Origin of the sequence: Alteromonas sp. CI.11.F.A3, from assembly GCF_032925565.1 — a bacterium.
Classification (GTDB): domain Bacteria; phylum Pseudomonadota; class Gammaproteobacteria; order Enterobacterales; family Alteromonadaceae; genus Alteromonas.
Genome location: NZ_CP136708.1, coordinates 1,044,957 through 1,068,972, shown reverse-complemented (window position 1 = coordinate 1,068,972; position 24,016 = coordinate 1,044,957). Strand labels below are relative to the sequence as shown.

Genomic DNA, 24,016 nt, shown 5'->3' with positions numbered 1-24,016 from the left:
TGTCAACAAATTCGAACAAATGTGAGACAATTAGTGTCTCCATAAACACATCGCAGTATATATTCATGTCATCTATAAAAGACGTAGCCGTAAAAGCTGGTGTATCAGTCAAAACAGTGTCAAGAGTGCTAACCAATTATGAAGGTGTAAGCGCTAAAACAAGGCTGAAAGTAAACAAGGCCATGGAGGAGTTAGAATTTTATCCTTCAGCTGCCGCTCAAGCCTTGAGAGGACAGGAAAAAGGCATTGTTTGTCTTATAACTGAGAACCTGACCACTACCCCTGACTCGTTCGACATTATTGCGGGGATCCAGCACGAGTGCGAAAAGCATGGCAAGTTGCTCATGATTGGTGAGTCAGGTGGCAATGTTAAAAGCTTTTCTCGTCTCGTTGATGATTTCAGGCGACAACGCGCTGAAGCAATCATTTTTGCTACCGTATCTCATAAAGAAGTAAGCATTAAAGAGTCATTCAACAAGTGCCCACTTATATTGGTCAACTGTTACGAAAGCATTTTGAGACATCCAACAATAGTACCTGACGATTATTTAGGCGCGTTCAATCTCACCAGTGAATTGATCAAGTCCGGCCATAAGAAAATTGCCTACCTAACATTATTTGACGAGATGACCGCAACCCCACTTCGAGTAAAGGGCTTTAGAAAAGCGCACGAAGAAGCGGGGCTTAGCGTTGAAAACGAATTGATTGTAGAGGGTGTTTGTAAGAACCCAGATGATGAGTTTGCTAATCTCCCAGATGTCTTAAAGGACATTATGTCTATGCCAGAAAGGCCTACCGCCATCTGCTGTGGTAACGACAAAATGGCGATGCGTGTTTTTATGCTTATTCGAAAAATGGGGTACAAAATACCTGAAACTATTTCAATCGTTGGTTACGACAATTATAAATTGATTGCAGAAAACCTTGTGCCGAAACTCACTACAGTAAGCCTTCCGTATTTTGACATGGGGCAAATTGCCGCACAAATAGCTATTGATAAAGCATTACAAATAAACACTAAAACCCAAGAGATTAGCGGGCAATTACTTTTGCGTGATTCGCACCGCGCAATCTAACATCAAAACCAAGGAAAACTAATGACCGATGCCATATCAAAACGCAATTACTGGTTACTCAGCGGTTGCATACTTAGCTTTTTTTTAACATGGTCATTTTGTTTTTCGATTTACCCAATTTGGCTGAATCAGTCGATTGGTTTAGGCGGTACAGAAACAGGATTAGTTTTTAGCATTAATGCTTTAACCGCTCTTTTTATAATGCCCTGTTACGGTTTTCTGCAAGATAAATTAGGTATGCGTAAAAACTTACTCTGGTTTATTGGAGCAATGCTGCTACTCAGCGGCCCATTTTTTATCTATATATACACACCTTTACTTACGCATTCTCTTTATTTAGGCGCAATAGTAGGAGGCTTTTATTGCTCTACTGCTTTTTTTGCCGGTGTTGGCGCTGTCGAAACTTATATTGAAAGAGTTGGCCGTTCAACAGGGTTCGAATTTGGTAAAGCTCGCATGTGGGGCTCTGTAGGCTGGGCTATTGCGACTTTCTTTACGGGTCAAATCTTTAATGTATCTGCAAGCTTGAACTTTGTGCTTGCTAGCTTCTGTGCGTTAATATTTTTGTCATGTCTTTACTTCGTTAAAATAAGTGAAAATACTGCGAAAGAATTAGATATTTCCAAGCAAGCTAACTCATTGAAATTAAGTGACGCCCTTGGTCTATTTCGTCAGCGTAAGTTCTGGGCTTTTGCTACCTGGGTTGTTGGGGTTTCATGCATTTACGGTGTTTATGACCAACAATTCGCCGTCTATTTTGCAGCTCAATTTCCCACTAAAGCCGAAGGGAATGCTATGTATGGTTACCTAAATTCGTTTCAGGTTTTTCTTGAAGCTGGCGGTATGTTCATTGCACCATTCATCGTAAATAAAATTGGCGCGAAAAACGGACTGCTCTTAAGTGGAGCAATTATGGCGTTACGTATTATAGGTTCAGGATATGCTGCAGACCCTATCTCAATTTCAGCCATGAAGCTTTTACACGCCGCAGAGTTACCTATTATGCTGGTAGCAATCTTTAAATATATTGCAGCGATATTTGACGCTAGACTATCGGCGACTATTTATATTGTCGGCTTTCAATTTATGGGACAAGTTGCTGCCAGTGGTTTATCAGTATTACTTGGCATGTTGTACGATGGAATTGGCTTCGCCGATGCGTACAAAATTATTGGGCTTACCGTATTATTTTTCGTTTTAGTGTCTGCATTTGTACTCACTTCTGATAAGAAAGTTGACCCGTCCTGCGTTGCCTATGGCCGTTAAATAGGTGAATTTATTCCAGGCCAAAGAAGGCTAGTACCTTATTGATTGCCTTTTTATTTGAATCGCCACTGCTTTCTTAGACACCTCTTAGTTAAGTATTCTTACTATAAATAAAGAGGTGTTTATGAACGACAATCACTCCCACCGAAGAATACAAGCTGGTAGCGATTTATACGACGTAGTCGGTCTATTGTGTCTAACCACCACTCAAACCGGCACCGACTTTCCGGTTTGTGCAGCGCGAAATATTGCATTAACAATGCGAATATCGGCTAGCCCTTCGCTTCCTGTTACTAGCGGTTGTCGACCAGTAAGTATGGCTAAAGCATTATTGTCCATTTGAAGGGTTTGTTGCATGCCCTTAATAGGCTCAAGTATTTTCCCGTCAGAGGTTGTACCCGTTACACCGTTGTAGCTTTGCATGGGTTTTAACTGATACCAACCTTGTTCGCAGTCCGCTTTAAAGTGGTTAAATTCTGTTACTACGCTGGTACCACAATCAGCCACCAATCCATCACCAAAATCCATGGTAAACATAGTAGTTTCATCAACGTCGGTAAATTTATTGGGGAAACGCTGGGGAGGATGACTACCTGTAACAGACAATGGTTCTTTGCCTGTTAAAAAACGGGCGCTATTTATAGCGTATACTCCCATGTCATAAAGCGCTCCACCTCCCATCTGTTTTTGCATTCGCCAATTGTTAGCGTCTCTACCTTGCCCTGCGTAACCAGCAAAGCTAGATACCTTTTTGAACTTCCCATAAGGCATGCTTTGCAGATAGTGATGAAAAGTGCGTGTGTTTGGCTCATGCTGCATGCGATAACCAATAGATAGCGTTACGCTATTCTTGTTGCATGCGTCTATAATGGCTTGGCATTCGTCACTGTCCATGGCCATAGGCTTTTCACACCAAACGTGCTTTCCTGTGTTCGCGGCTTTTACTGCAAAATCTTTATGTGTACCAGTTGGCGTAACGACATAAATAACATCAATATCTTTGTTATTCGCAATCTCATCCAAAGTATCGTAGGTATACACATTGCTATCCTGAATACCGTATTTACGCTGCCACTGTGAAATTTTGCTTTCTGTACCGGTAATAATGCCGCGTAGTTCACAATGCTCGGTATGCTGAAGTGCTGGTGCAAGTAAATTAGCACTGTAATTTCCTAACCCTAACAACGCAACGCCCAACTTTCTCTGCGATTGAGAGCTTCCTAATGCCAAGGAGAACGGACTATGAGCGGCCAATAAACCAGCCCCTGTCATACGAATAAAATGGCGACGTGTCACGTTTGACATAAAAACTCCTTAGTGAAGACCTGTATTCCCATGTAATTAATAGGGGGATTTATATACAGTTAGATCACTTTACCGCACCGCATTATTGCGTTTTATTCGGGGACGACTTTGATTGCAATCAATGGTGTATCAGCATTTTTATGAGCTTCGCATACTGCGGTTTTGTAGCCTGGTTATGATGATTTACTTCTCCTCTTTTGTTCGCCCTGCTTATTCCGCCCTCTACGTGACTTCTTTTATTCGCCCTCATTATTCTGTGCGTAATATCACTGAAATAAAAGCGCTGTAGCTTTATAGAATTCGAGTAATTGTGTGTGAATCTATTCAGATCACAATACAGAGCAAAGCGAGTTGATATAGTTTTCTATGAAAAAGCTGAAACGCTATCAATATGAACGATATGCTATTCTTTGCCAACTTGCCTATCCCGACGCCGAAGCGCATTACCGTCAAATACTTAAACCCTTTTACGAACGTCATTTAGTCGATAAATATGGCCGGATGAGTGTGAGAATATTATGGGTAGATAAAAAGAAAGAAGCTATCGTGGTATTTAGAGGCTCACTAGGTCTTAAAGACTGGTTAGCAAATCTGGTCTTCTTGCCGGCTAAAATCCAACAGGTAGATAAAAAATTCTATGTGCATTGGGGTTTTAGCCGGTTGCTTCATCAACCCATGTATTCAAGTACTAAAACGATTGACCAAGCACTACCACTACAGGAGCTACTAGTAAAAGTACTAGAACCTTTGCAACAACAAGGTAAGCGCTTTACGTTTATCGGGCATTCTTCCGGCGGCGCAGTGGCAGTATTAATGGCCGATTATTTTGAACGAAAAAATGCGAAAGCCGTTAAACGCGTTGTGACCTTTGGTCAACCTGCAGTAGGCAGTCGTTCGTGGTACAAAAATTATCTGTTACACCATAAAACATATCGTATTTGTTGCGACTTAGACGTAGTCACGTTTATGCCCCCCTTTCCTTTCTATTTTTGGCATGTAGGTAAAATGCTGTGGCTGCATGATGATCAAATTTATGAAAACACGCCCACGCACGAGCGTTTTTTAAAATCGTTACGTAGTTGGTTACTTCGGCCTATTACCTACCACTACATGCGAAAGTACATTAGAAATAAATCATTATTTGATGAGCATTAGGGCATGCTTATACGAGAAGTCTAAAATACATTGAGCTTACAAAAATAAAAAACCGACGTTAAGTCGGTTTTTGTTTAAATGTACAAAATATATCGATAATTTTTACTTTAGGCCAAGTGTTTAGAGCGCTCGAAAGTGCTATCGAACACCTGTCACCGCACCAATCGCTTAATTGATACATCCTATATAACGCAATCATTTAACGCGTTTATCTAATAGGCCCAATTTTATGGGCCATACTTTAAGGACCATACCTTATGGACTTAGCCGGCTTACAAGCAGCCTACAAACTGTCTAAATCGTAAACGCCTTTTTCAGCAAGCGCTTCATTTACTGGCTTAACGTTTTCGTTAAATAGAACTTCTAGCTGCAGTTTGTACTTTTGCCATCTTGCTTCTAAATCTTCTAAACGTTGCACTGCACCAGCTTGCGCTGGCGCGCCAGTTCTATCGAAGTTATCCATTAAAAAGCGCACTTGCCTATCTAACATGTTAGGCCAATTAATATCATCTTCAAACGTTTGGTGCTTAGGTTGAATCACCAAAGCCTCCCAGTCATCAATTGCGCTAATAATACGGTCAATAGAGGCCGATACTTCACTGGCCAGTACCACATTCGACTCAATAACCCCATTGAGCGTTTTACGCACGTTCCGGGCTTTTTGCAAATGTTCAAACAGTTCATTTAGTAAGGTCTCACTAGCTTGAATACTTTGTTCTACAACCTGAAGTTGCGCAGCGTTTGCTTCTTCTCTAGGATCAGGTAATACCTTAAAGGCTCTGGTTTGAGACTGCTCGCCTACGGTTATAGTGGCTTTATAGTCGCCAGGCATTACCCTAGCGCCTTTCCATCCACCAAACAGTTTTACATTATCAATACAATGCAATGGTGAACGGCGTAAGTCCCACACAAACTGGTTGTAGCCTGCTTTTGTAGAGGGGTGTTTAAACTTCAACGGGCTACGTGCATCTTCATTACCTTTCGCACACTTTTCAAACGCATCTGCGGTTGACGATAACGTGCGCACGAGTTGATTTTTCGAATCAAAAATATCGATGCGAAGACTGTCGTTCTCTTCAAGTTCATCTTTTAAGTAGTAACGGAACCTTGCACCACGAGCGGGGTTTTTCGCTTCTGGTTGGCCGCTCATATTACCGCCCGATAATAAACGCACTCCATCAACAGGGCTAAATTGAAACAGCGCTTCGTTGTGTAACGAACTACTCACTTCACGCAGCGGGTTTATGTCATCTAAAATCCAGAAGCCACGACCTTGAGTTGCCACAACCAAGTCATCACCTTTGACTTGCATGTCGGTTATTGCAACAGGTGGTAAATTAAGCGCCATTTCTTGCCAGTTTTTACCATCGTCGAAACTAACAAACATACCGCTTTCTGTACCCGCGAACAGCATACCTTCGTGCTGCTTGTCCTCGCGTACCACGCGAACAAACGCATCTTCCGGCAAGCCTTTATCTATACGAGTCCAGCGTTTCCCATAGTTTTCGGTTTTATAAATATAAGGCCTATAGTCATTCAATTTATAGCCGGTAACGGCCACATAGGCTTTACCTTCAGCGTGAACGCTTAGCTCAATCGCGTTAACTTGAGCTTCTTTTTTGTGAGGCGTTATGTCTTTCCAGTTTTTGCCTTCATCTTTGGTTAAATGTAACTTGCCATCATCTGCACCTACCCATAATTCACCCGCGTTCGCTGGCGATTCTGCAATATAGAAAACCGTATTGTAGTATTCCGCCCCAGCTTGCTCGTTGGTAATAGGCCCGCCGTTTAAGCCCTGCTTTTCGGCATCGTTGCGCGTTAAGTCTGGGCTGATTTCTTGCCAATTAACGCCTCTATCAGTGGTTTTCAATATCATTTGTGTACCGTAGTACACTGTTTTGGGGTCGTGCTGCGATACCAATACCGGAGCATTCCAGTTGGTACGGTATTTTTGATCCCGTGCGTTTCGCCCAAACACATATTCAGGGTAAGGCATGATAGGGCGAGTAAGCCCTGTATCTTTATTAAACTCGGTTAGGGTGCCATTGATAGTGGTGGCGTAAATCAGCGTTGGGTTGTTTGCATCAAATGCAATATGTGCGCTCTCTCCACCGCCTACGGCGAACTGCTCTGCTATACCAATACCACTGTCATAAGTAGAAGAAGGGGTTGCCATGGTGGTGTTGTCTTGCTGGCCGCCATAAACATGGTAGGGTTCAAGGTTATCGGTTACTACACGGTAAAACTGCGCAGTAGGTTGGTTGTAAATACTAGACCAAGACTTGCCACCATCAAAGGTTACGGTTGCCCCACCGTCGTTGGCATTAATCATATTTAGGCTGTTTTCAGGGTTTATCCACATATCGTGGGTATCACCGTGTGGCAATGATTTTATTTCGAAGGTTTTGCCGCCATCAATAGATTTATGCAACTGTACGTTCATCACGTACAGGGTGTTTTCGTCGTTAGGATCGACCTTAATATGATTGTAATACCAGGCTCTGGCTTTAAGAATATTGTCGCCATTCATTAGTTGCCAAGAAGCACCAGCATCATCGCTTCGATACAAGCCACCTTTGTCAGCTTCAATAATGGCGTAAACGCGCTTAGGGTTTGAGGCAGAAATATCAATTCCAACCTTTCCGATAAGCTTGGGTAAATCTTTCTCTAGTTTATCCCAAGTTTCGCCACCGTCGGTGGACTTATAAATGCCGCCACCGTCGCCACCTGATTTTACAAACCATGGCGTTCTTCCGTGGTGCCACATGCTGGCGTACAACACTCGAGGGTTAGACGGGTCGAGTGCTAAATCTGCAGCACCCGTGTCGGCATTAACTTTAAGCACATGCTTCCAGCTTTTACCGCCATCGGTAGTTTTAAACACACCGCGAGCTTCATTTGGCGCCCAAATATTACCTTGAACAGCCGCCCACGCTATATCTGGATTGGTGGGGTGAATGCGAATTTTAGGGATTTGACCACGGTTTTCTAAACCGACTAGCTCCCATGTTTCACCTGCATCGGTAGACTTATATACACCTTTACCATGGCTGGTAGTTACACCGCGAATAGGTCCTTCCCCTGTGCCTACATAAATAACATTGTGATCGGAAGGTGCAATAGCAATAGCGCCAATACTACCTACTTCAAAGTGCTTATCTGACAACGGCTTCCAAGATAAACCGGCGTTATCTGTTTTCCAGACACCGCCACCTGCGGCGCCCATATAATACAGGTTGGGGTTACCATCAACACCTGAAACGGCAACAGAGCGACCGCCACGAAAAGGGCCAATATTACGATATTCCATTTTTTCGAAAAGCTTCGGGTTAACAGTATCTTCTAACGCAATTGCGGGAAAAGAGAGACTAACCAGCGTGCTAATAGATACTACTAAAGCGGCTAGTGTTCGCCGTAATGTCATCATTGAAGGCCTTTTTATATTTAGTGGTTTATTAAGGATAGGTTCTTATGATTTATATAGTGCAACGTATTTAGCCATACGGTAAAGGCTTAAATATTTAATTCATTAGTCATTCGCATTACCTTAATGAGTTCATGCACTTGTGTTTTTTTTAAACATTACCATTAAAACTCAGGGAAAGGATTTTAATTGGTACGACAAATACAGCGTCTTGTCGCATCTATACATATAAGTGGAATTGGAAAAGGCGGTGCAATATGGATTTTTATAGCGATGCCTTGCTTGCACTTAGCGTATTTGTAGGTTTCACTTTTGTTGTAGGCTTCTTTGTTCTCATGTATTTATGGGCCAGAAAACAAAAAGGTGCAGCAATAGTATTCGGTATGTTGATGCAGATGATTTTACCCGACCCCAAAGTGCAGCACACAATCGAAATGGTTACCGAGGCCAAGCAAGAAAAAAGCGGTCAAGAAGACATAAACCAAGATGATAACGAAAAGGGGGATGTCGACTAATTTCTGTAAGGTCAGGAAAAATCACTGAGAGTAGCAATACCCACAGCATTCTTTCCTTTATGCTTGGCGCTATACAAGGCTTCATCTGCGCTTGATAACATTTGGTTCGGCAAATCGGCCATCGTTAGCTGGTCAGGGGCAACACTGACTATACCAAACGAACAAGACGCACTAAATGAACAATCCCCTTTCCCAAAGCCTGTTTCAGCAATGCGTTTTCGAATTCGCTCGACAGTAGCAGGAGCGTAATTTTCATCCTGTTTACTGGCAAATAAAATGACGAACTCATCCCCGCCCAACCGTGCGATGCAATCAGACTGCCGAATATTGTCTTTGATAATATTCGTAATTTGGGTGAGCAACGCATCACCGTTTGCATGCCCGTATTGATCGTTGATGTTTTTAAAGTCATCTACATCAAATACGCATACTGATAGCCATTTCAACTCTTTACGAAGCATTAGGTTCACGGCTTCAGTTAAACGTATTTCTAGATAACTGCGTGAGAATGCTTGGGTTAAATGATCATACATAAGGCGGTTACTTAGCAAGCGCCTTTCTTCATAAAGTTCATCTATATGTAAAACCAAGACCCACGCGATACATGAAGTAACCGAAAATGAGCCTATCCAACTCAATGGCGGTAAATCAACTACCTGAATGCCCGTAAACGTATCGCAAAGTCCTGTAATCACCCATACGGTGTTAGCCATCAGCAGCAGCAACACTGTATTCGTATTGCTGTTTTCTTGCCTAACACGCTGGCGATTAAACACTCTCACGAGTATGAATATACAATAGGCGGCGAGTACTAATATCCATGCCCCCCACAACTGGAATAGCGCACCATACTTTAGGCCTGTGTAGTACTGAGATGTTGTGTAGAAAGCATTTTCTAGAAAGTAAGGATTAGGCACCAAAGTTAATAATGAAAAGACACCACAAATGACGTAGCACCATTTCAGGAAGGTGGGCACTTTGTATTGAAAAAAAGCAACGTAAAAATGCAAGCTCAGCACTATGGTAAACATTGCCGCAATAACGGTTATACGGTTAGAAATACTAAGATAAATAAGGTTATTGCTTGAGTTAACGAGCACCGCGAAGGCACCAAAAAAAATGCCACTGGTTAACGCTGAGAGCGCGAAAATCAGGTAATACTTCACAAACTCTTCATGGCGGGAAGTCAGGCGGTAATATAAAAGTAAAAAGAAAAAGCTTAAGAGTAAGCAGATACTGGCAGTAATAAACAAAGGGATAGAAGATGCTTGAACCATACTATTTTCCCATACCCCCAACTCCCTTTAGCTATACCTTGAGTCAGCGCCTTAGCAAAAGAAACGCTCTCGGCAACAGACAACACTGGTCCAGTGCTTACGCTTTTAAATTATGTATATGTTAGCGTAAATGTGCCCTGCTCGCTTACTTTTCGAAATAAAACCCTTACCCATGGTGGTAAAATTTGGCGCCCTAAAGCGCCGCTTTCCATGCCTTTTCAGGTAATAAATATAGCCCATTTGGGTGGGTACTACCGTCCCCTACAATGTGCCCAATGCCTGCAGCCATTACAGCTAAAGTTACGTCGAAAGCGTTTAAGCTATCACCATAGCCTGCTGTCAGATTGAACATAGAGCCATCTGCAAGTAAGAATAGCGTTTTGCCATTTAGGGTATAAGCATTCACGTAAGGCATTGGCTCGCTGTGGGCGGCATGCTCTTTAAGATAAGGCACATCAATTTCTTGCGCTACATGACCAACGTTCAATATAAAGGTGCCTTCTTTCATCGCATCCAGATGTTTCGCACTTACCACGCCGTAACCACCTGTGGCAGTAGCAATAACATCGGCATTTTCTACTGCGATGCCCAAATCAACCACCGGCCAGCCATCATATTTAGCTTGTAGCGCACGAGCAGGGTCTAGCTCTGCCACTTGCACTTGTGCACCAAAAGCTTTTGCAGATGCCGCAACGCCCTGCCCTACTAAACCATAACCTATGACTACTACTACTTTTTCATGCAGGGTTAGATGAGTGGTTTGGAAAAACGTTTGCCATGCACTCAAACCCACCATATGGCGATTGTGTAAGCCCTCTTTAACCGGTAAATCGTCCCAGTTAAAAATAGGATACTCGGGCTGCATACCGTTTAATCGCGTAATACCTGAACCTGTCGCCTCTAAGCCCGCAACAATGCTTGGAACCGCTTCATTCGTTTGCACTTTTTCATGCAGACGCGTGGTTAAATCGGCCCCCATTTCACACAAGTGGGTTGGCTGCCAAGCTAATGCGTTATCAAAAGAATCTGACCAATCGGCGTTGCTCATATCTCGCCATGCGTGAGCCGTAGCCCCTTTATCTACCAAATACTTCACTACGTCATCTTGAACTGTAGTGGGATTACAGGTTGTCAGAAACACCTCACATCCACGAGATAATAGCCCTTCAACCAAAGGGGCCATCTTTAAATCAAGGTGCATATTACAGGCTAGCCTAATGCCGTCTAAGCTGGGAAGAGAGGAAATAGCTTCACGAGTGCGCGGCATGTGTAAACTGGCCCAGGAAAGCTCAGCTTGAAAATCTTGATACATAGAGAAGTCTTAATGTCGAAAAGGAGAAAACGCTATAGTACGCCACAATATCTTTGCTCTACAACTATCAATGTTGAACTAACCTATGGAAACAAGACCTTGAATTACATGAAATTAGTTTTCACAATCATCCATTTTTATGTCTAATGCTGTAACTAGCTTAGTTTGGGTGAAAGGTTCAAGTTAGCGCTTGCCGATCAGGCGCTCTTTCAAAAGCGCGCTAAATCGAACGCCCTGATCACAACTTCCAATAGTTTAGTTTCTTTCTAATTTTAAAGTTTCTTAGTAGGTTTCTAGGCTTTTTATCAACCCAATGACTACCCACCATTTCTTCCACCGCTTTCACCACGCGTTGTGACGATTTTCCATCTAGGTAGGGTGTTATTGATGGCCCGTATTTTTTTATGCTATCGATAAGTTCAGACGATGGTGACAACGCGTGTTTTATTGCGCCCTCAAGCGCGTTGCTATCTGTGATGTTAATAAAGCAATCGAGTGGGTCGCGGTTATTTACCGTAACGACAGGCTTATTTAATAATAAGAACTCTTGGAAAATAGAAGAGTTATCACAAATCATCACATCCGCTCTGTGCAACGCTTCGATGACTTGATTGTTTTCAAAAAACATTAGGTTTTCACTTTCTAACGCTTTGTATTTTTCAACCGTTGACGCTGCCATTTTGGGGTGCAATGTGACTAACCACTGCCAACTCCCGTTTTGACTTAATCGCTTTACCTCTTCATAGACGAGTTCAGCGCAAGACAAGGACGCAGAGAAAGTGGAACCAAATAGCACCTGCGGTTTATCGAAATGCTCTGACGATTGATATTGGAATAATGAGTCTAGCTTTACCCACCCAGTTTCAACTACATTGTAATGGCCTTTATTACTGCGTGTTAACGTACCCGTGCGTTCTGGCCCTTCTGTACAGTACAAGTCGAACAACCCTCGTTCAGGGTAAACATTGCCTCGTTTGCTTTCATTAAGACCATGAAAGACCTGCACCTTAATGCCGGGGATGAAATTGGGCACTCTATCACCGGGGACAAACACCGCATCAGGTTTAAAGCTTATAGCTTGTTCAATAGAAGATAATGCCTGCTCATTTTCATGTAAAAAGTGTTTAGACGCATCATTTCCCACCACCAACCACTTAACCTGATGACCGTGCTTTTTCGCTTCATTTTGTATGGGTCGAAGAATATCGAAGGAGTAATTTTGCTCTACATACAATAGAAAATTTAAAGGTTTCCCTACGGTACTTGATGGCGATGCATGCATATCTTTACCCTTTATTTTCAAACTAAAACCCACACTAAAACTCAAACCAAAAAAAGAATAGTAATGAGACTGTCACTTTTTAGCAAATGGCTTTTAGAAACGCCCACCCTGCGATCAATATTCAATCAAACCACGTATTAAACCCTCTAATCATTCGATGTTATTTTACTTGTTGCGTATTAGACAAAACCAATAAGTGCATTAGCCTTTAAGGGGAAAACTAAGTGTCATCTGAATTATATAAATCACGGGTAATCGCGGCGCTAAAAAATGCATTTATTGCTGACGCTTTGGCAATGCCAGTACATTGGTATTATAACCCTGCCGACATTTTAAAAGATTTTCCCGGCGGCATTCAGCAGTTCGAAGACGCACCGTCATTTCACCCCTCCTCTATAATGTCACTGCATTCCACCAGCGAAGGTGGGAGGTCCAAAGTATCTAAGCAGGAAAAGAAAGACATTGTGGGCGATGTTATCTTAAAAGGTAAACGACAATATTGGACTGGTGCTAACCAGCATTATCATCAGGGTATGAAAGCGGGTGAAAATACCCTGAATGCTCATTGTGCAAGAGTGGTACTTAACGCTTCAGTACCGCACTATCAACAAGCTGCTTTTTTAGATGGGTACATCAAGCTGGTGTGTGCAGACAAGCCCGCCCACCCAGATACCTACGCGGAATCGTATCATAGGGGCTTTTTTGCAAATCTAGTGGACGGTAAACCTGCCGACAAATGCGCCGCAGTTACCCACGATACGGCATCTATAGGTGGCCTTGTTACCATTGGGCCTTTAGCCCTAAGTTGCGCGTTAAAAGGTGATGACCTGAATGATATTCAAAACCTATGCAGAAACCATTTGTTTTTAACTCACCCCAGTGACGAGCTTGGTGTAGTGTGTGACTATTATGTCGAGCTGCTGTATCGATTGCTCTATCGCACGAATGAATCTCCTCAAGACATACTTGAAGATATTGCCTTGCGAGGGAGCCACCTGTCTTTGGCAAAGCTGATCGCCAAGAATAAAAGTGATATCGAAATAGTGGGCCGTCAATTCTCTCCCGCCTGCTACATTTCTGATGCATGGCCCAGTGTGCTGTATTTTGCCTACCGCTACATAGCCGATGGAAAAAAAGCACTCACCGCTAACGCCAATGTAGGAGGGGATAACGTGCACCGTGGTTTTGTATTAGGTACACTCATGGGTTTGATTGAAGGCGCACCAATTCGCGACATGTTTGAACAACTTGCTGATGCAAAAGAAATAGAGCATGAAATTCAGCAAGCTTGTAGAAATGAGAATTAAACCATTTAAACTTTTAGATTTAAAGCACGGACACCTTAGCAATGACCATAGAGCGAATAGAAACAAAACAGCGTATGAGCCGTATAGTAAAACATAACGGCACTATTTATTTATGCGGCCAAGTGTGCGCAGATGCAACCCAAGGTATTACTGAACAAACCCAAACTATGTTAGATAAAGTAGATACCTTGCTAGCACAAGCGGGTAGCGATAAAGCGCATATCCTATCAGCCACTATTTACATCAAAAGCATGGAATACTTTGCCGAGATGAACGCCGTTTGGGATAACTGGGTACCAGAAGGACATGCCCCAGCTCGCGCTTGCGTTACCGCTAACATGGCTCGTGAAGCTTTGTTGGTTGAAATAACGGTAGTCGCGGCTGAGAAGTGTGAATAGGCCATAGCGCTTATTCAAGGCTGCGTTGCACCTTTGAATTAATCACCACTCGCCATCAAGACACATTAGTGGCGAACTTCAAAGGTGCGCAACCTTCATGTTTAAATGAAGCAGTCTATGCAGTAACCCCACTTTAGTTACTGGAAAAAAAACTGTTCGCCAATTTCTTCAGTGATTCTGGTCTTATATTTACCGCAGCAAGATTTGTTTTATATTGAGGGGCCAATCTTAAACGTAATGTATGCATTAATTCTTCCGGCGTGTATACGCGCTCTGGCTTCCCTTGTGCAATGACGTCCAAGTCAATTTGATTGCTTAAAGGATCCCAACTTATATTTGTTGGAATAAATTTTCCGGTGACACCGGAAGGTACATTTATTGCGGAGTCTTTGGTTGCAGATTCATTAACTGAGGCGTCCCCCCATTGATTCTCTGGCGCCTCGCCATCATTACCCTCCGCCGATTTATCTACTGAAACTTGCTCTTTAAGGTCTTTCAGCGTCATTAGCCTACTTAATTGTTGACGCCAAAATGGCGCACCTAATCCAGCGAGCAATCCCGTCAACACACAGCCAAAAATCCATTCAATAGACATTCGATTTATACTTGGCGCTATGGGTCCAACTGAAAATGTTTTACTCTCTAAATCGGAGCGTTGATTTAACCTACTTCTTAACTCAATCATTATCGCCCCTGCGTTAGTCGGGTCGTCCTCTGCCTCAAGCCTAGTGTTTAAACTCTCAATTTGACTTTGAAGACGGGTCATATCTTCGGCATCAGTATTTTCAAGCTCATTTATCAATGACAAGCTGCTGATATTTAATGCCAAGGCAACAATGGTGGCAACACAAGCCACTTTAATGCCAGTCCTCAAACGAAATCGACTTGTGGCACTGTGATCGCATTTTGCTATTCTATCGGGCAATACTTGCGCTAATTTATCAGCCATTTTTGGTGCTGATACTTTACTGGCTGACGATAAAATATTATTCAACAATACTGACCTATTTAAATATGGCTTTGTCTTTTCACGCTCATATGCCATTAAGATATTAAGCTTTTCTAGCACATGTGCGCTTTGTGCTGCAGTAAAATCGACATCATGTATTAAAGACAACCGGACTTCTTCAACTACACATTCACACCAATAGTCATAGCCACGGGTTCGAGAACCCATCATAGACATGAGCTTATCGGTAGTCAGTGCTGAAAACTCAGCAACGGTAATGATCACTAAGGTCAACACTATAGCGGTATCAAGATAATCCATAATTCACCTCACAAATCTAAAGATAAAATATCGTTATTAAATTTAGGAATAAACCGGTTGGCATTTTGAATAAAATCGACAGCAGGAAGCATATAGCCCTTACTCCCATTCCCAGCGATATGCATGCCCAATAGTGTTTCTCCATCTTCACTGAGAACAGGCGAACCACTATCTCCAGCCATTGTCTCTCCATCGTAGCTTGCAATAAGGCGATGTACCGCTTGAAGACGGCTAAGTTCGGGCCCATAGGTAACAATTTGTTGGTTACCCCTTTTAGCACATACATTGGATAGAGTGATTTTGGCGCGCGGACTATGCATGATGGCGGTCTTTGGTAATTCATCCATGTAATACAAAATTTTTGTTGGTACTGGACCGGGAATAGCGTTACGTACAAGTTTGAGGTTCTTTGGCTCTACTTTGGCAAACGCCACATCGAAGCTCCATGTATCAGTACCTAGCGGGGCGATACTTCCGCAAATATCGTTATAATGCGCAATAACTTTTCCGTCATGCTCAATGACGGCCTGTTGACAAGGCTGCTTTGCGTTTTTCGCTAATAATCCAAATAGATGAAAACAACTTACAAGATAGTGCTCAACGGATAGGTTTTTTCGGGTACGGCGTATTAATGCAACCGCACTGCCTTGGTCGTATTTTGACTTTTTAGTATCAATGACTTTTATATAACTCATTGCACTTTCCCCTCTTGTAAACCGTCAATTTTGGCTTTTATTTCCTCATAATTACTGAACTTCAAATCGCTGTATTTTAATGTATTCCCCCCTGTAAACCGCTTAAGTGATTTGTTAATCGTCACTTTTGCTTGAGCCACTAAATCATCTACTTTATCTACATAAAGTGTTGGGCAAATTGAATCTAGGTCACGCAGTGTTACGGTCAGTATGCCCTGACTAAAATTCGAGTAGGCTAACGTAAAATCATCACCGCAATCTCCAGCTTCCATTGGCGTGCGTAATGCACATTTTAGCCTTCCTACATCGTCATCGGCTTTGCAAACATCTGGTGTTGAGCTCAAGGCATTTGCTAAGCTTGCATGAGGCGTTAGCTTCTCGTTACTGGTAATGTTTTTACAATGTAGACTTTTTAGTAGAGGGTCGGTGGCGAGCTTCGCGAGCAATGCGCTTTTTACCGCCTCTATATTCCTCGCTTCAGGGGGGAGAGAAAACTGACCGGCAAGCGCTATTTCTCCTGATATAGTGCTTCCTAATAACGCTGGGTTTTCCAAAACAATACCATTCGCATGTGTTCCCATTACCGGGTAGCCAATAACACCGAAGGTTTCATTCCACATATTAGTTTTGCTGTTTTCGCAGTTTTTCAACGCGGCTTGTGTTATCTCTACATCGTTCGCCGCCCCTTTATTATTCGCTGTCTTATTTTTAACCGGCTCTTTAATCGATACATTAATAATGGCGTGCTGAGTACTGCTATCTTTCACTTTAATCGTAAAGACTTCACCCGCTTTTGCCTCGCTAGTAAGCGTAACGATAATGCCTGAGCCTCTTGCCACCGTCGCAACATTTACCGAGGAGTTAGGTGTTCTAGTCAACTGTGCGGTATAAGGCTTCGTTCCACCAGATACTTCAACAGTGGCCGTTTGAATAGTGCCCTGTGTGAATTCTAATGAGGAATGATCGAGTTTTAGCTGAGTAGTAATATTATCAGTAAGGGCGCCACAAGATTTAAAAGTAGTTTCATTTAAGTTGAGGGGCATCGCCAATAAACCATTTAATTCGCTGGCTCTTGCCAACATAATTTGACGCTTCGCTTGTATCTCTCCCATGGCAGCACTGATGTTAGAAATAACTTTTTCGTAAACGCCTATAATCGCATTTTTAACGTTCTCAGCGTTTCCTTTTGAGTCTTTATCAAGATTATTCAATGACTGCTGAATAATATCAGTCATCTGCTTATCGGTAGCAGGGCTGCCCGCACTAGCGAGTGTGGTTTGTAGTATTTGAGCAAAGTCTAGCCCAGGCGTAAAATACTGTGCGTAATCACTCAATAACGCGATATGAGAACTGATATTATCTGTACTCGCCAATGTTGACGTTAAGGCTTCGTCAACGGCGACACGAATGTTATCCACTTGCGCAAATACCCTAGGCCCAATCGTGGAAGACTTTGCAAGCAAGGTGTTGGTGCTTTGAAGTAACTGTGCGGCCCGTTCTCTGTCGCTGTCTACCACCTTTAGCTGTGCTTGGGCTGCCGCTTTTAAACTTTTGGTGGTGTCATCATAAAGAAAGAGTTGGTTCATGTTATTGGTCAAGTCTCCAGCCGCTATGGCGTACTCGTCCATTGCGCTACGAAGCCGTTCGGCATTTTTTTGAATATGCTCATAATTACTAGTAATTCCCGCCATAGGGCTAACAATATCTTTTATGCACACCATTGCTCGCATACCAGCAATATACTGTGAACGCCTGCCAACATTTTCATTTGCCGTACCTAGATGATAGGCGCCTCCTCCGAGCAACCCCGCCGCTTTGAACGTATCAATATTGGCCTCGAATGCTGCTAAACCCAATGTTACTGTGCCAAGAGCAATCAGGCCTTGGCTTAGATCTTGGCTTTGCTTTGCATCTTCTAAAAGCTTTCTGCGGTAGCCGTCGTAAGTGTAATCGACGTAAGCCATTGCCCGCTGAAGCTCTACTTCGCTTGACTCACACATCGTGCACGCTCTTATGAATTCGGGGCGAGGATCTTCAACATAAGGAAAAGTAGTACAGCCAAACAGAGAGCTTGCCAAAATACACACTGAGGATAATCGACTTGCGGTTTTATATCGGTTCAATGACTTGCCAAATTTGGCATAGCAATCGGAATTAATCACGTTCATGTTGCCCTCACAATCCATTTTTATTGGTATATAGGAGCAGTGCATGCACGTTGATAATTCTCTCACCTAAATAATACTTTTATTTTTTAGGGGAGAGACAATACAAATGGCGGGATAATAAAAAGAGGATTAAGCTGAGCTAGGCTTAACTTCTAGCCCAGCGCAACTACAAAGTAAGAATACAGCTAACTAGTTCGCGGTTGCGGTACCTATGCCTCCGCCATGAGTAGTATTGTGATTCTGAACTTCAAATGTCCCTTTATCGTGCGAGTGGGAACCATCACCATCGTGATTATGAGCTCCGTTGTTACTAAATTGCTCTCCTTTGTGAAAAACACGATACGTCATCACGTTTTCACTTTTTGTGCGATAGATATACATATGCATGGAATGGGGAAGGCCTCCCGTTATATTACTGCTTTCTGTTTCATGGCTAGGGTTATCTAATACTGGTATATGAAGAGCCGTAATGTTTCCGTCATTTTCTAAAATTTCATAGCAATTACCATCGTAACTTATGTAGTCGGCCTCAAAATGCTCCAGTAATTTTGGGGAATCAAGTTCTACATTTATGTATGGCTGAGGTTTGTTATTAAGTGCTTCTTTTAAACTACAATCCTCTTCGATTTTTTCAGCTTCGTTCTTTTTATCCAAGATCATAGCACCTAACGCCTTTCCATCTTGACTCTGAAAAGCGAAGTTTTCAGAAGGTGAAACATCGTTAGTACCTAAAAATTTAATTGTATAGCTAGCTGTAACTTTCGATAGCATGCACTCAGCGTCTTTGTCGTCGCACTTTTCACTGTCATGCGAACAGCCAAGTAATGTTAAAAGTAATAATGTCAGTCCTACACTTGATACCATTTTTTTGAATAAAGTCATTAGGGTCCGCTCCTAGTCATTGACTAATTAAATTGTATTAATCCACTATGCAGTGGTGTTTTTGTCATATCGTTGTAGCCCAACACTTCAAAATCGTATACTCCTGATTCGACGTGCTGTAATCCCATGTTGATGAAAATTTCGCTTGTAGAGGTTAAATGTAAAGCGCTTGTCGTGAACATTTGCTCTCCTTTTTGATTAGTTAACGTGAACCCATAACTGGGATAATCAAATTCAGGTATTTCAGTATCAACGTAGATTGCAAACACGAGCTGGCTGTCCGATTGAGTCACCTTAACCGCATCAAATTCTGAAGCTCGAACATTAGCCATTTCTAAGCGATAAACATTTAAATCGGGGTTGGGTGCTAAGCGCTGAGAGGTATTGAACGGCGTAGGCATTAACAAAACGAGAATCATTGCAGCTGCCGCGGCCCAAAGTGGTATAGGCTGCTTCCACATTCGAGATTTTTTTTGCATAGGCGTTATTTTCTCAACACTGTTTGCTTGCATTCCTTTGTACAAGCGCTCTGTAAGCTCTAGTTGATCTAAACACGCTTGGTTAGACAAAAAGTAAGCTTCAAACTCCGCTTCTTCACTCGGTGTCATTCTACCTAGCACATACCGTTCTATTCTTTCATCTTGCTTCACTACGCAAACTCCTAACCATAAGTACTCTGGTTCTATTGTTTGTGAAATGCCTATGCTCTTGTGTACTAACTTCTTGTGCACTAACTAGGCTAAACCTCTCAGTGAAATTCATATCAGTTATCTTCCATTACCGCTAACCACAGCGTTTTAAAACGCTGTTTACAGCGATAAAGCACATTGTCGAAATTTTTAGCGTTTACATTTAGCTCATTACAAATCATCTGCTTATCTTGTTCATGTATATAGTAACGATGGAGTAATTCTCTATCTCTCGAGGTATTCAGTTCTTTGATAACCGTTTGAACAAGCAAACCTAAATTATGTCGTTCTAGCGCATCCTCGGGCGATTGTGTCAACGGAGCGGAATACTCAGACTCCAACGCTTCCCCCATACCCGTTTGTTGGCGCTTAACGTCACTTTTTCTAAAATGCATCAGTAGCTGATTTTTGGCCGTCTGAAGAATAAACGCTGACAACTTTGCTGGTTCACGTAGCTCATTATTTCGAATACGTTCAATAACGATACGCCACGTTTCTTGACTAATATCTGCGGTCAAATCAAGGTCGTGACACTTTCGCCGAAGCACAAAACGTAACCCCCTTTTATATCGCTCTATCATTTGTAATTCTGCGGCAGCATCACCCGCTAAAATCCCTTTCACTAAAGCGGTTGCAATAGCGCTCTCAGATTCAGTCATGCCGCGTTACCATGTAAAACAAATCCCGCCCAGTAATAGGGCGATCGCCACGGGTGAGTTCCGTTTTTTCTTTTGTGATTTTTCACCGCCACTTTCGCTTTTTCTAATGCTTCAGAGATGGGTAATTCGTGTTGTAGTAAATAACGATAAAACTCCTTCATCAGCATCGCGGTTGCATCGTCTTGTACTTGCCACAAACTGCCTATAACGCTATGAGCTCCAGCTTCGATGAAAGCACGGGTTAAGCCAAGCATGCCTTCGCCCTCTATTAAGTGTCCTTGGGTAGTTTCGCAACCGCTTAACACAACAAGTTGAGCCTTGAGCCTAAGCCGCCTAATTTCTGAGGCAAACAGCAAATTGTCGGCACTTGAAGCATTTGATAAAACGAGTCCGCCCAATTCAGGCACGTGATTATTTGCTAGCCCATGTGTCGCCATATGCACAATATTAAAGGTAGATAAATCTAATTCTACTAACGCTTGTTTACTGGCGTTACCTTTGTTTAGAAGGGTTATCGGTTGAGCAGAGAACGCGTTTATGTAACTTGCCTCTTTTGCTGTATAAGGCAATGAAGAAGACTGAAAACCATAGGTTAGCGGGCTGTTTTGGCCTTTTGGCATGGTCTTCATTAAAGGGTTTGCCACAACAAGAATACTGCCTTCATCCACAGCCGTAGCGAAATTGTCTTTTCTCGAATCTACTATGTTTTGCAAAGAATGTTGATAGCTTACTGACCACCCATTCTGCGCGGGGGAAGATGCTGACAGTAACGAAAATGGTAAACGGGTTAACGCGCCATCCGGTATTACAATTAAGTTCGTTTTGCCTTTGAATAGATACTCTGCATTACTAGGAAAAAGTGTATTGCGTAGCTCTGCCACCTCTTTACGCATTTTACGCAAAGGCAGTTTTTGCGATATCACATTCAGTACAGCGCCCACACGTTCACTAAAAAAACGCTCATGTTCACTCTTAAAGCTTACAATCTGCTGCTGATCAATAAACCACAACCTAGACTCCACTTCTGCGGTATCAATAAATAACACCACGTCATGCTCTGTTAAAGACTGCTGAAGTTGGGCCAATGATTTGGCCGAAAATTTAGCGGTAGACTGCGGAGCAACATAATTGTCACTCTCAAGCTGATATAAGGCTTCTGACAATACCCGTATCTCTCTAATGGTCTGTTTTCTCTGCTGTGTTTCAATTTGTGTACTAAGCTCAATCAATTTCACCTGCTGCTTTTGATTGAGCTTTTTTTGTTCACGTTGAATGTCATTATTAGTATTGTTGTCGCGGTAAAGCCCATACCCTATGGTGCGTGATCGCGCAGCCTCAGCAAGTAATAAGCTCTGCTCTGCAGAAAGTGAGTTATCAACACGAACCAGCAAACTGACCACCTTCTGATAGGTGGAGAAATACCCCCTGCGTAAATCGGTTCGCTTTATTTCTGAAAAAATAGCATTGATTTGCTCGCTAATATCACGGCCTATTTGTAGTGCAAGCACTGGGTCGAGGTGGGCTACTTCATTGGCATAGGCATATGTACTGTCTAATTGAGTCAACGTAGAACGCGTTTGAATAAGTTTGCTCGTTCCTTTGTTAAAATAGGTCTCAGCAGTTTTAACGTTACCCATGGATGCATGCAGCGTGGCCATTTGTATTTGTGCTAAGCCGATTGACCGAATATCTTGCGTTTGCATTAGAACATTTAACGCATTTTGCTGATATTTCATTGCCTCATCTTTGCTACCAAGTAACGTAAGGGCATGCGCTAGATTTGAAGCAGCAATAGCATGCTCGTAATCCGTGGCAATTCCGTCAGTGTTAAACAAGTAACTCTCTATCCGCTCTTTCGCCTGTTGATGCTCTCCAAGTTGCATGTTGAGTAAACCAACAAAAAAGTCTATTTCACTCGCCCCCTTTGAGGCATTCAATTTAAAAAATCTGCGCTTTGCTATATCAAACGTATCCTTCGAATAAATATACTGCCCCGTTGCTTGCAGAAGCTTCGCTTTTTCTACATTAGCCCATGCATCTAAATATGCATGCTTAAACCTACCGCTTAGCGTTAGCGCCTGTGTAACATGATGATTGGCTTGCTCGATATTGCCTAGTTGTCGATACACGCCCGAGAGTTTGATATGCAAGTTCGTGATTGCGTAGTTATCTGAAACTTGAGTTGCTAATTTCTTGGCGAGAACGTATTGCTGCATGGCGTTGTTAAAATCGCCCGTGTGATAAAAAAGCCACCCTAAAGAGGTCATGCTTTTAATAGCATTTGACACATCACCTTGTTCCAAGAAAATTTTGCTGGTTTCTTCAAACGCCGCTACAGCATTCAAATAGCTTCCTTTTTCAATTTCTATTGACGCTTCTAACTCTTTCGCCTCTGCATACAACAAGGGATAGTGCCCAGAATTTAGATGACCGAACACAATGCTTAAATACGCCACCGCGGTATCAAATTCACCTTTTTCATAAATATAGTAACTCGCTAAATCCATGTTAATTTTAATAAGGTAGGATTGGGGAATAGATGTCTGATGTAAAATACGTTTCAGTAAATCAGCTTGATTGTCGTATTCTCCAAGGTAGTGGCTCACTATGGATTGCATATAGGCACTGAAAATAATGAGAGAGTGATCTTCTAACGATGTTGCAATATTCTCTGCTTTTTCATAGTGCGAACGCACATCATGCAAGGCTTCTTTATACTCCATCTCTGCAAGCTGATTTTCTGCCACAGACCACGTTAACGAAGCGAGTTGAATGGCATTGTAGAAATTCCTGTGAGCATCCAATCCGGTACCAATTGCACTAAAAAGGATATCGCTGCGACCTTGCGTTGGCGATGATGCCGAAGTATCTATTTCAACGTAACAAGTGACACAGTCGTTCGCATCGAAGAGTAGGTATTCAGGTTGTCTATAGGCGGCTGGAATATCAAGGGTGAGTAAGGGCTTGCTAGTTTTATTTTCAGTGCCATAAAGTGCTAAGCGAACATTTGCTACTGATTGCGTCGCTTTAATAAGCACTGTCACCCCCGTTGTAGGGATAACTCTAAACGTTGCTTTTTCATTAAGGCTTAATTGAAAATCCGCCGTGGTAGCGTCCGATACTGTCACGGTGGGAATCAATGTATTTTCTTCCGCCCATCCAGAGAAAGAAAACACAAAAAGCATAGAAATAAAGAAAGGGAAACCACATAGCAAAGCTACTGATCTTTTGAGAAAAGAGACGCTTAGAGTTTCCATACATGCATTTACGCCACCAAAGTATTGTTCAAAAAATACACTAATTTATTTAAACACTCAAGTCGCCTTATATCAGCAG

18 protein-coding genes are annotated in these 24,016 nt (G+C 42.5%); 6 read left to right on the top strand and 12 right to left on the bottom strand.

Annotated elements, in window-relative coordinates; all coding sequences use genetic code 11:
• Window positions 1-65: 65 nt before the first annotated feature.
• Entirely contained in the window at window positions 66-1,076 is a 1,011-nt protein-coding gene (locus R1T43_RS04570; RefSeq protein WP_211071525.1) for a LacI family DNA-binding transcriptional regulator, read from the top strand.
• A gap of 21 nt (window positions 1,077-1,097) precedes the next feature.
• On the top strand, window positions 1,098-2,342 hold the full coding sequence (locus tag R1T43_RS04565; RefSeq protein WP_211071526.1) for an MFS transporter: 1,245 nt from the start codon (window positions 1,098-1,100) through the stop codon (window positions 2,340-2,342).
• 207 nt (window positions 2,343-2,549) lie between these two features.
• Here the strand turns inward: R1T43_RS04565 and R1T43_RS04560 are convergent, their stop codons facing one another.
• Window positions 2,550-3,647: a Gfo/Idh/MocA family oxidoreductase gene (locus R1T43_RS04560; protein ID WP_317353334.1), complete on the bottom strand. Its 1,098-nt coding sequence runs from the start codon at window positions 3,645-3,647 to the stop codon at window positions 2,550-2,552.
• Between the two features lie 366 nt (window positions 3,648-4,013).
• On the opposite strand from R1T43_RS04560, the gene R1T43_RS04555 reads away from it, so the two are divergent.
• A complete protein-coding gene (locus tag R1T43_RS04555) occupies window positions 4,014-4,802 on the top strand; it encodes a lipase family protein (RefSeq protein ID WP_211071528.1) in 789 nt (262 codons plus the stop codon).
• Window positions 4,803-5,085: 283 nt separating this feature from the next.
• On the opposite strand, the gene R1T43_RS04550 is transcribed toward R1T43_RS04555, so the two are convergent.
• Entirely contained in the window at window positions 5,086-8,229 is a 3,144-nt protein-coding gene (locus R1T43_RS04550) for a VPS10 domain-containing protein (RefSeq protein ID WP_317353328.1), read from the bottom strand.
• Window positions 8,230-8,483: 254 nt separating this feature from the next.
• Between R1T43_RS04550 and R1T43_RS04545 the strand changes: the two genes are divergently transcribed.
• The gene (locus R1T43_RS04545) at window positions 8,484-8,741 is read left to right on the top strand and encodes a hypothetical protein (RefSeq protein ID WP_317353325.1); all 258 of its coding nucleotides are present in this window, start codon (window positions 8,484-8,486) and stop codon (window positions 8,739-8,741) included.
• 11 nt (window positions 8,742-8,752) lie between these two features.
• Here the strand turns inward: R1T43_RS04545 and R1T43_RS04540 are convergent, their stop codons facing one another.
• The 3 genes from R1T43_RS04540 to R1T43_RS04530 all read right to left on the bottom strand — a co-directional run bounded on the left by R1T43_RS04540 (window position 8,753) and on the right by R1T43_RS04530 (window position 12,612).
• Window positions 8,753-10,018: a GGDEF domain-containing protein gene (locus tag R1T43_RS04540; protein WP_211071531.1), complete on the bottom strand. Its 1,266-nt coding sequence runs from the start codon at window positions 10,016-10,018 to the stop codon at window positions 8,753-8,755.
• Between the two features lie 193 nt (window positions 10,019-10,211).
• Window positions 10,212-11,330: an adenosylhomocysteinase gene (locus R1T43_RS04535; RefSeq protein WP_317353322.1), complete on the bottom strand. Its 1,119-nt coding sequence runs from the start codon at window positions 11,328-11,330 to the stop codon at window positions 10,212-10,214.
• A 238-nt stretch (window positions 11,331-11,568) separates the two neighbouring features.
• Entirely contained in the window at window positions 11,569-12,612 is a 1,044-nt protein-coding gene (locus R1T43_RS04530; protein ID WP_317353319.1) for a UDP-N-acetylglucosamine 2-epimerase, read from the bottom strand.
• Window positions 12,613-12,836: 224 nt separating this feature from the next.
• Here R1T43_RS04530 and R1T43_RS04525 point away from each other — a divergent pair, with 224 nt between their 5' ends.
• A complete protein-coding gene (locus tag R1T43_RS04525) occupies window positions 12,837-13,919 on the top strand; it encodes an ADP-ribosylglycohydrolase family protein (protein ID WP_317353316.1) in 1,083 nt (360 codons plus the stop codon).
• Between the two features lie 41 nt (window positions 13,920-13,960).
• Window positions 13,961-14,317, top strand: a complete 357-nt coding sequence (locus R1T43_RS04520) for a RidA family protein (protein WP_211071535.1) — start codon at window positions 13,961-13,963, stop codon at window positions 14,315-14,317.
• A gap of 133 nt (window positions 14,318-14,450) precedes the next feature.
• Here R1T43_RS04520 and R1T43_RS04515 read toward each other — a convergent pair whose 3' ends face one another.
• The 7 genes from R1T43_RS04515 to R1T43_RS04485 form a co-directional block, all read right to left on the bottom strand.
• Window positions 14,451-15,587 (bottom strand): hypothetical protein, encoded by a 1,137-nt coding sequence (locus R1T43_RS04515; protein ID WP_317353312.1) that lies wholly within the window; start codon window positions 15,585-15,587, stop codon window positions 14,451-14,453.
• 8 nt (window positions 15,588-15,595) lie between these two features.
• Window positions 15,596-16,282, bottom strand: coding sequence for a hypothetical protein (locus R1T43_RS04510; RefSeq protein WP_317353311.1), 687 nt, complete (start codon window positions 16,280-16,282; stop codon window positions 15,596-15,598).
• Window positions 16,279-18,450, bottom strand: a complete 2,172-nt coding sequence (locus R1T43_RS04505) for a hypothetical protein (protein WP_317353310.1) — start codon at window positions 18,448-18,450, stop codon at window positions 16,279-16,281. The genes R1T43_RS04510 and R1T43_RS04505 overlap by 4 nt, the downstream gene beginning before the upstream one ends.
• Window positions 18,451-18,639: 189 nt before the next feature.
• On the bottom strand, window positions 18,640-19,332 hold the full coding sequence (locus R1T43_RS04500) for a hypothetical protein (RefSeq protein WP_317353309.1): 693 nt from the start codon (window positions 19,330-19,332) through the stop codon (window positions 18,640-18,642).
• A 23-nt stretch (window positions 19,333-19,355) separates the two neighbouring features.
• Window positions 19,356-19,982 (bottom strand): hypothetical protein, encoded by a 627-nt coding sequence (locus tag R1T43_RS04495; protein ID WP_211071540.1) that lies wholly within the window; start codon window positions 19,980-19,982, stop codon window positions 19,356-19,358.
• A gap of 113 nt (window positions 19,983-20,095) precedes the next feature.
• Entirely contained in the window at window positions 20,096-20,680 is a 585-nt protein-coding gene (locus R1T43_RS04490) for an RNA polymerase sigma factor (protein ID WP_211071541.1), read from the bottom strand.
• Window positions 20,677-23,937, bottom strand: a complete 3,261-nt coding sequence (locus R1T43_RS04485; RefSeq protein ID WP_317353308.1) for a CHAT domain-containing protein — start codon at window positions 23,935-23,937, stop codon at window positions 20,677-20,679. Before R1T43_RS04485 ends, R1T43_RS04490 begins: the two co-directional genes overlap by 4 nt.
• Window positions 23,938-24,016: the final 79 nt, after the last annotated feature.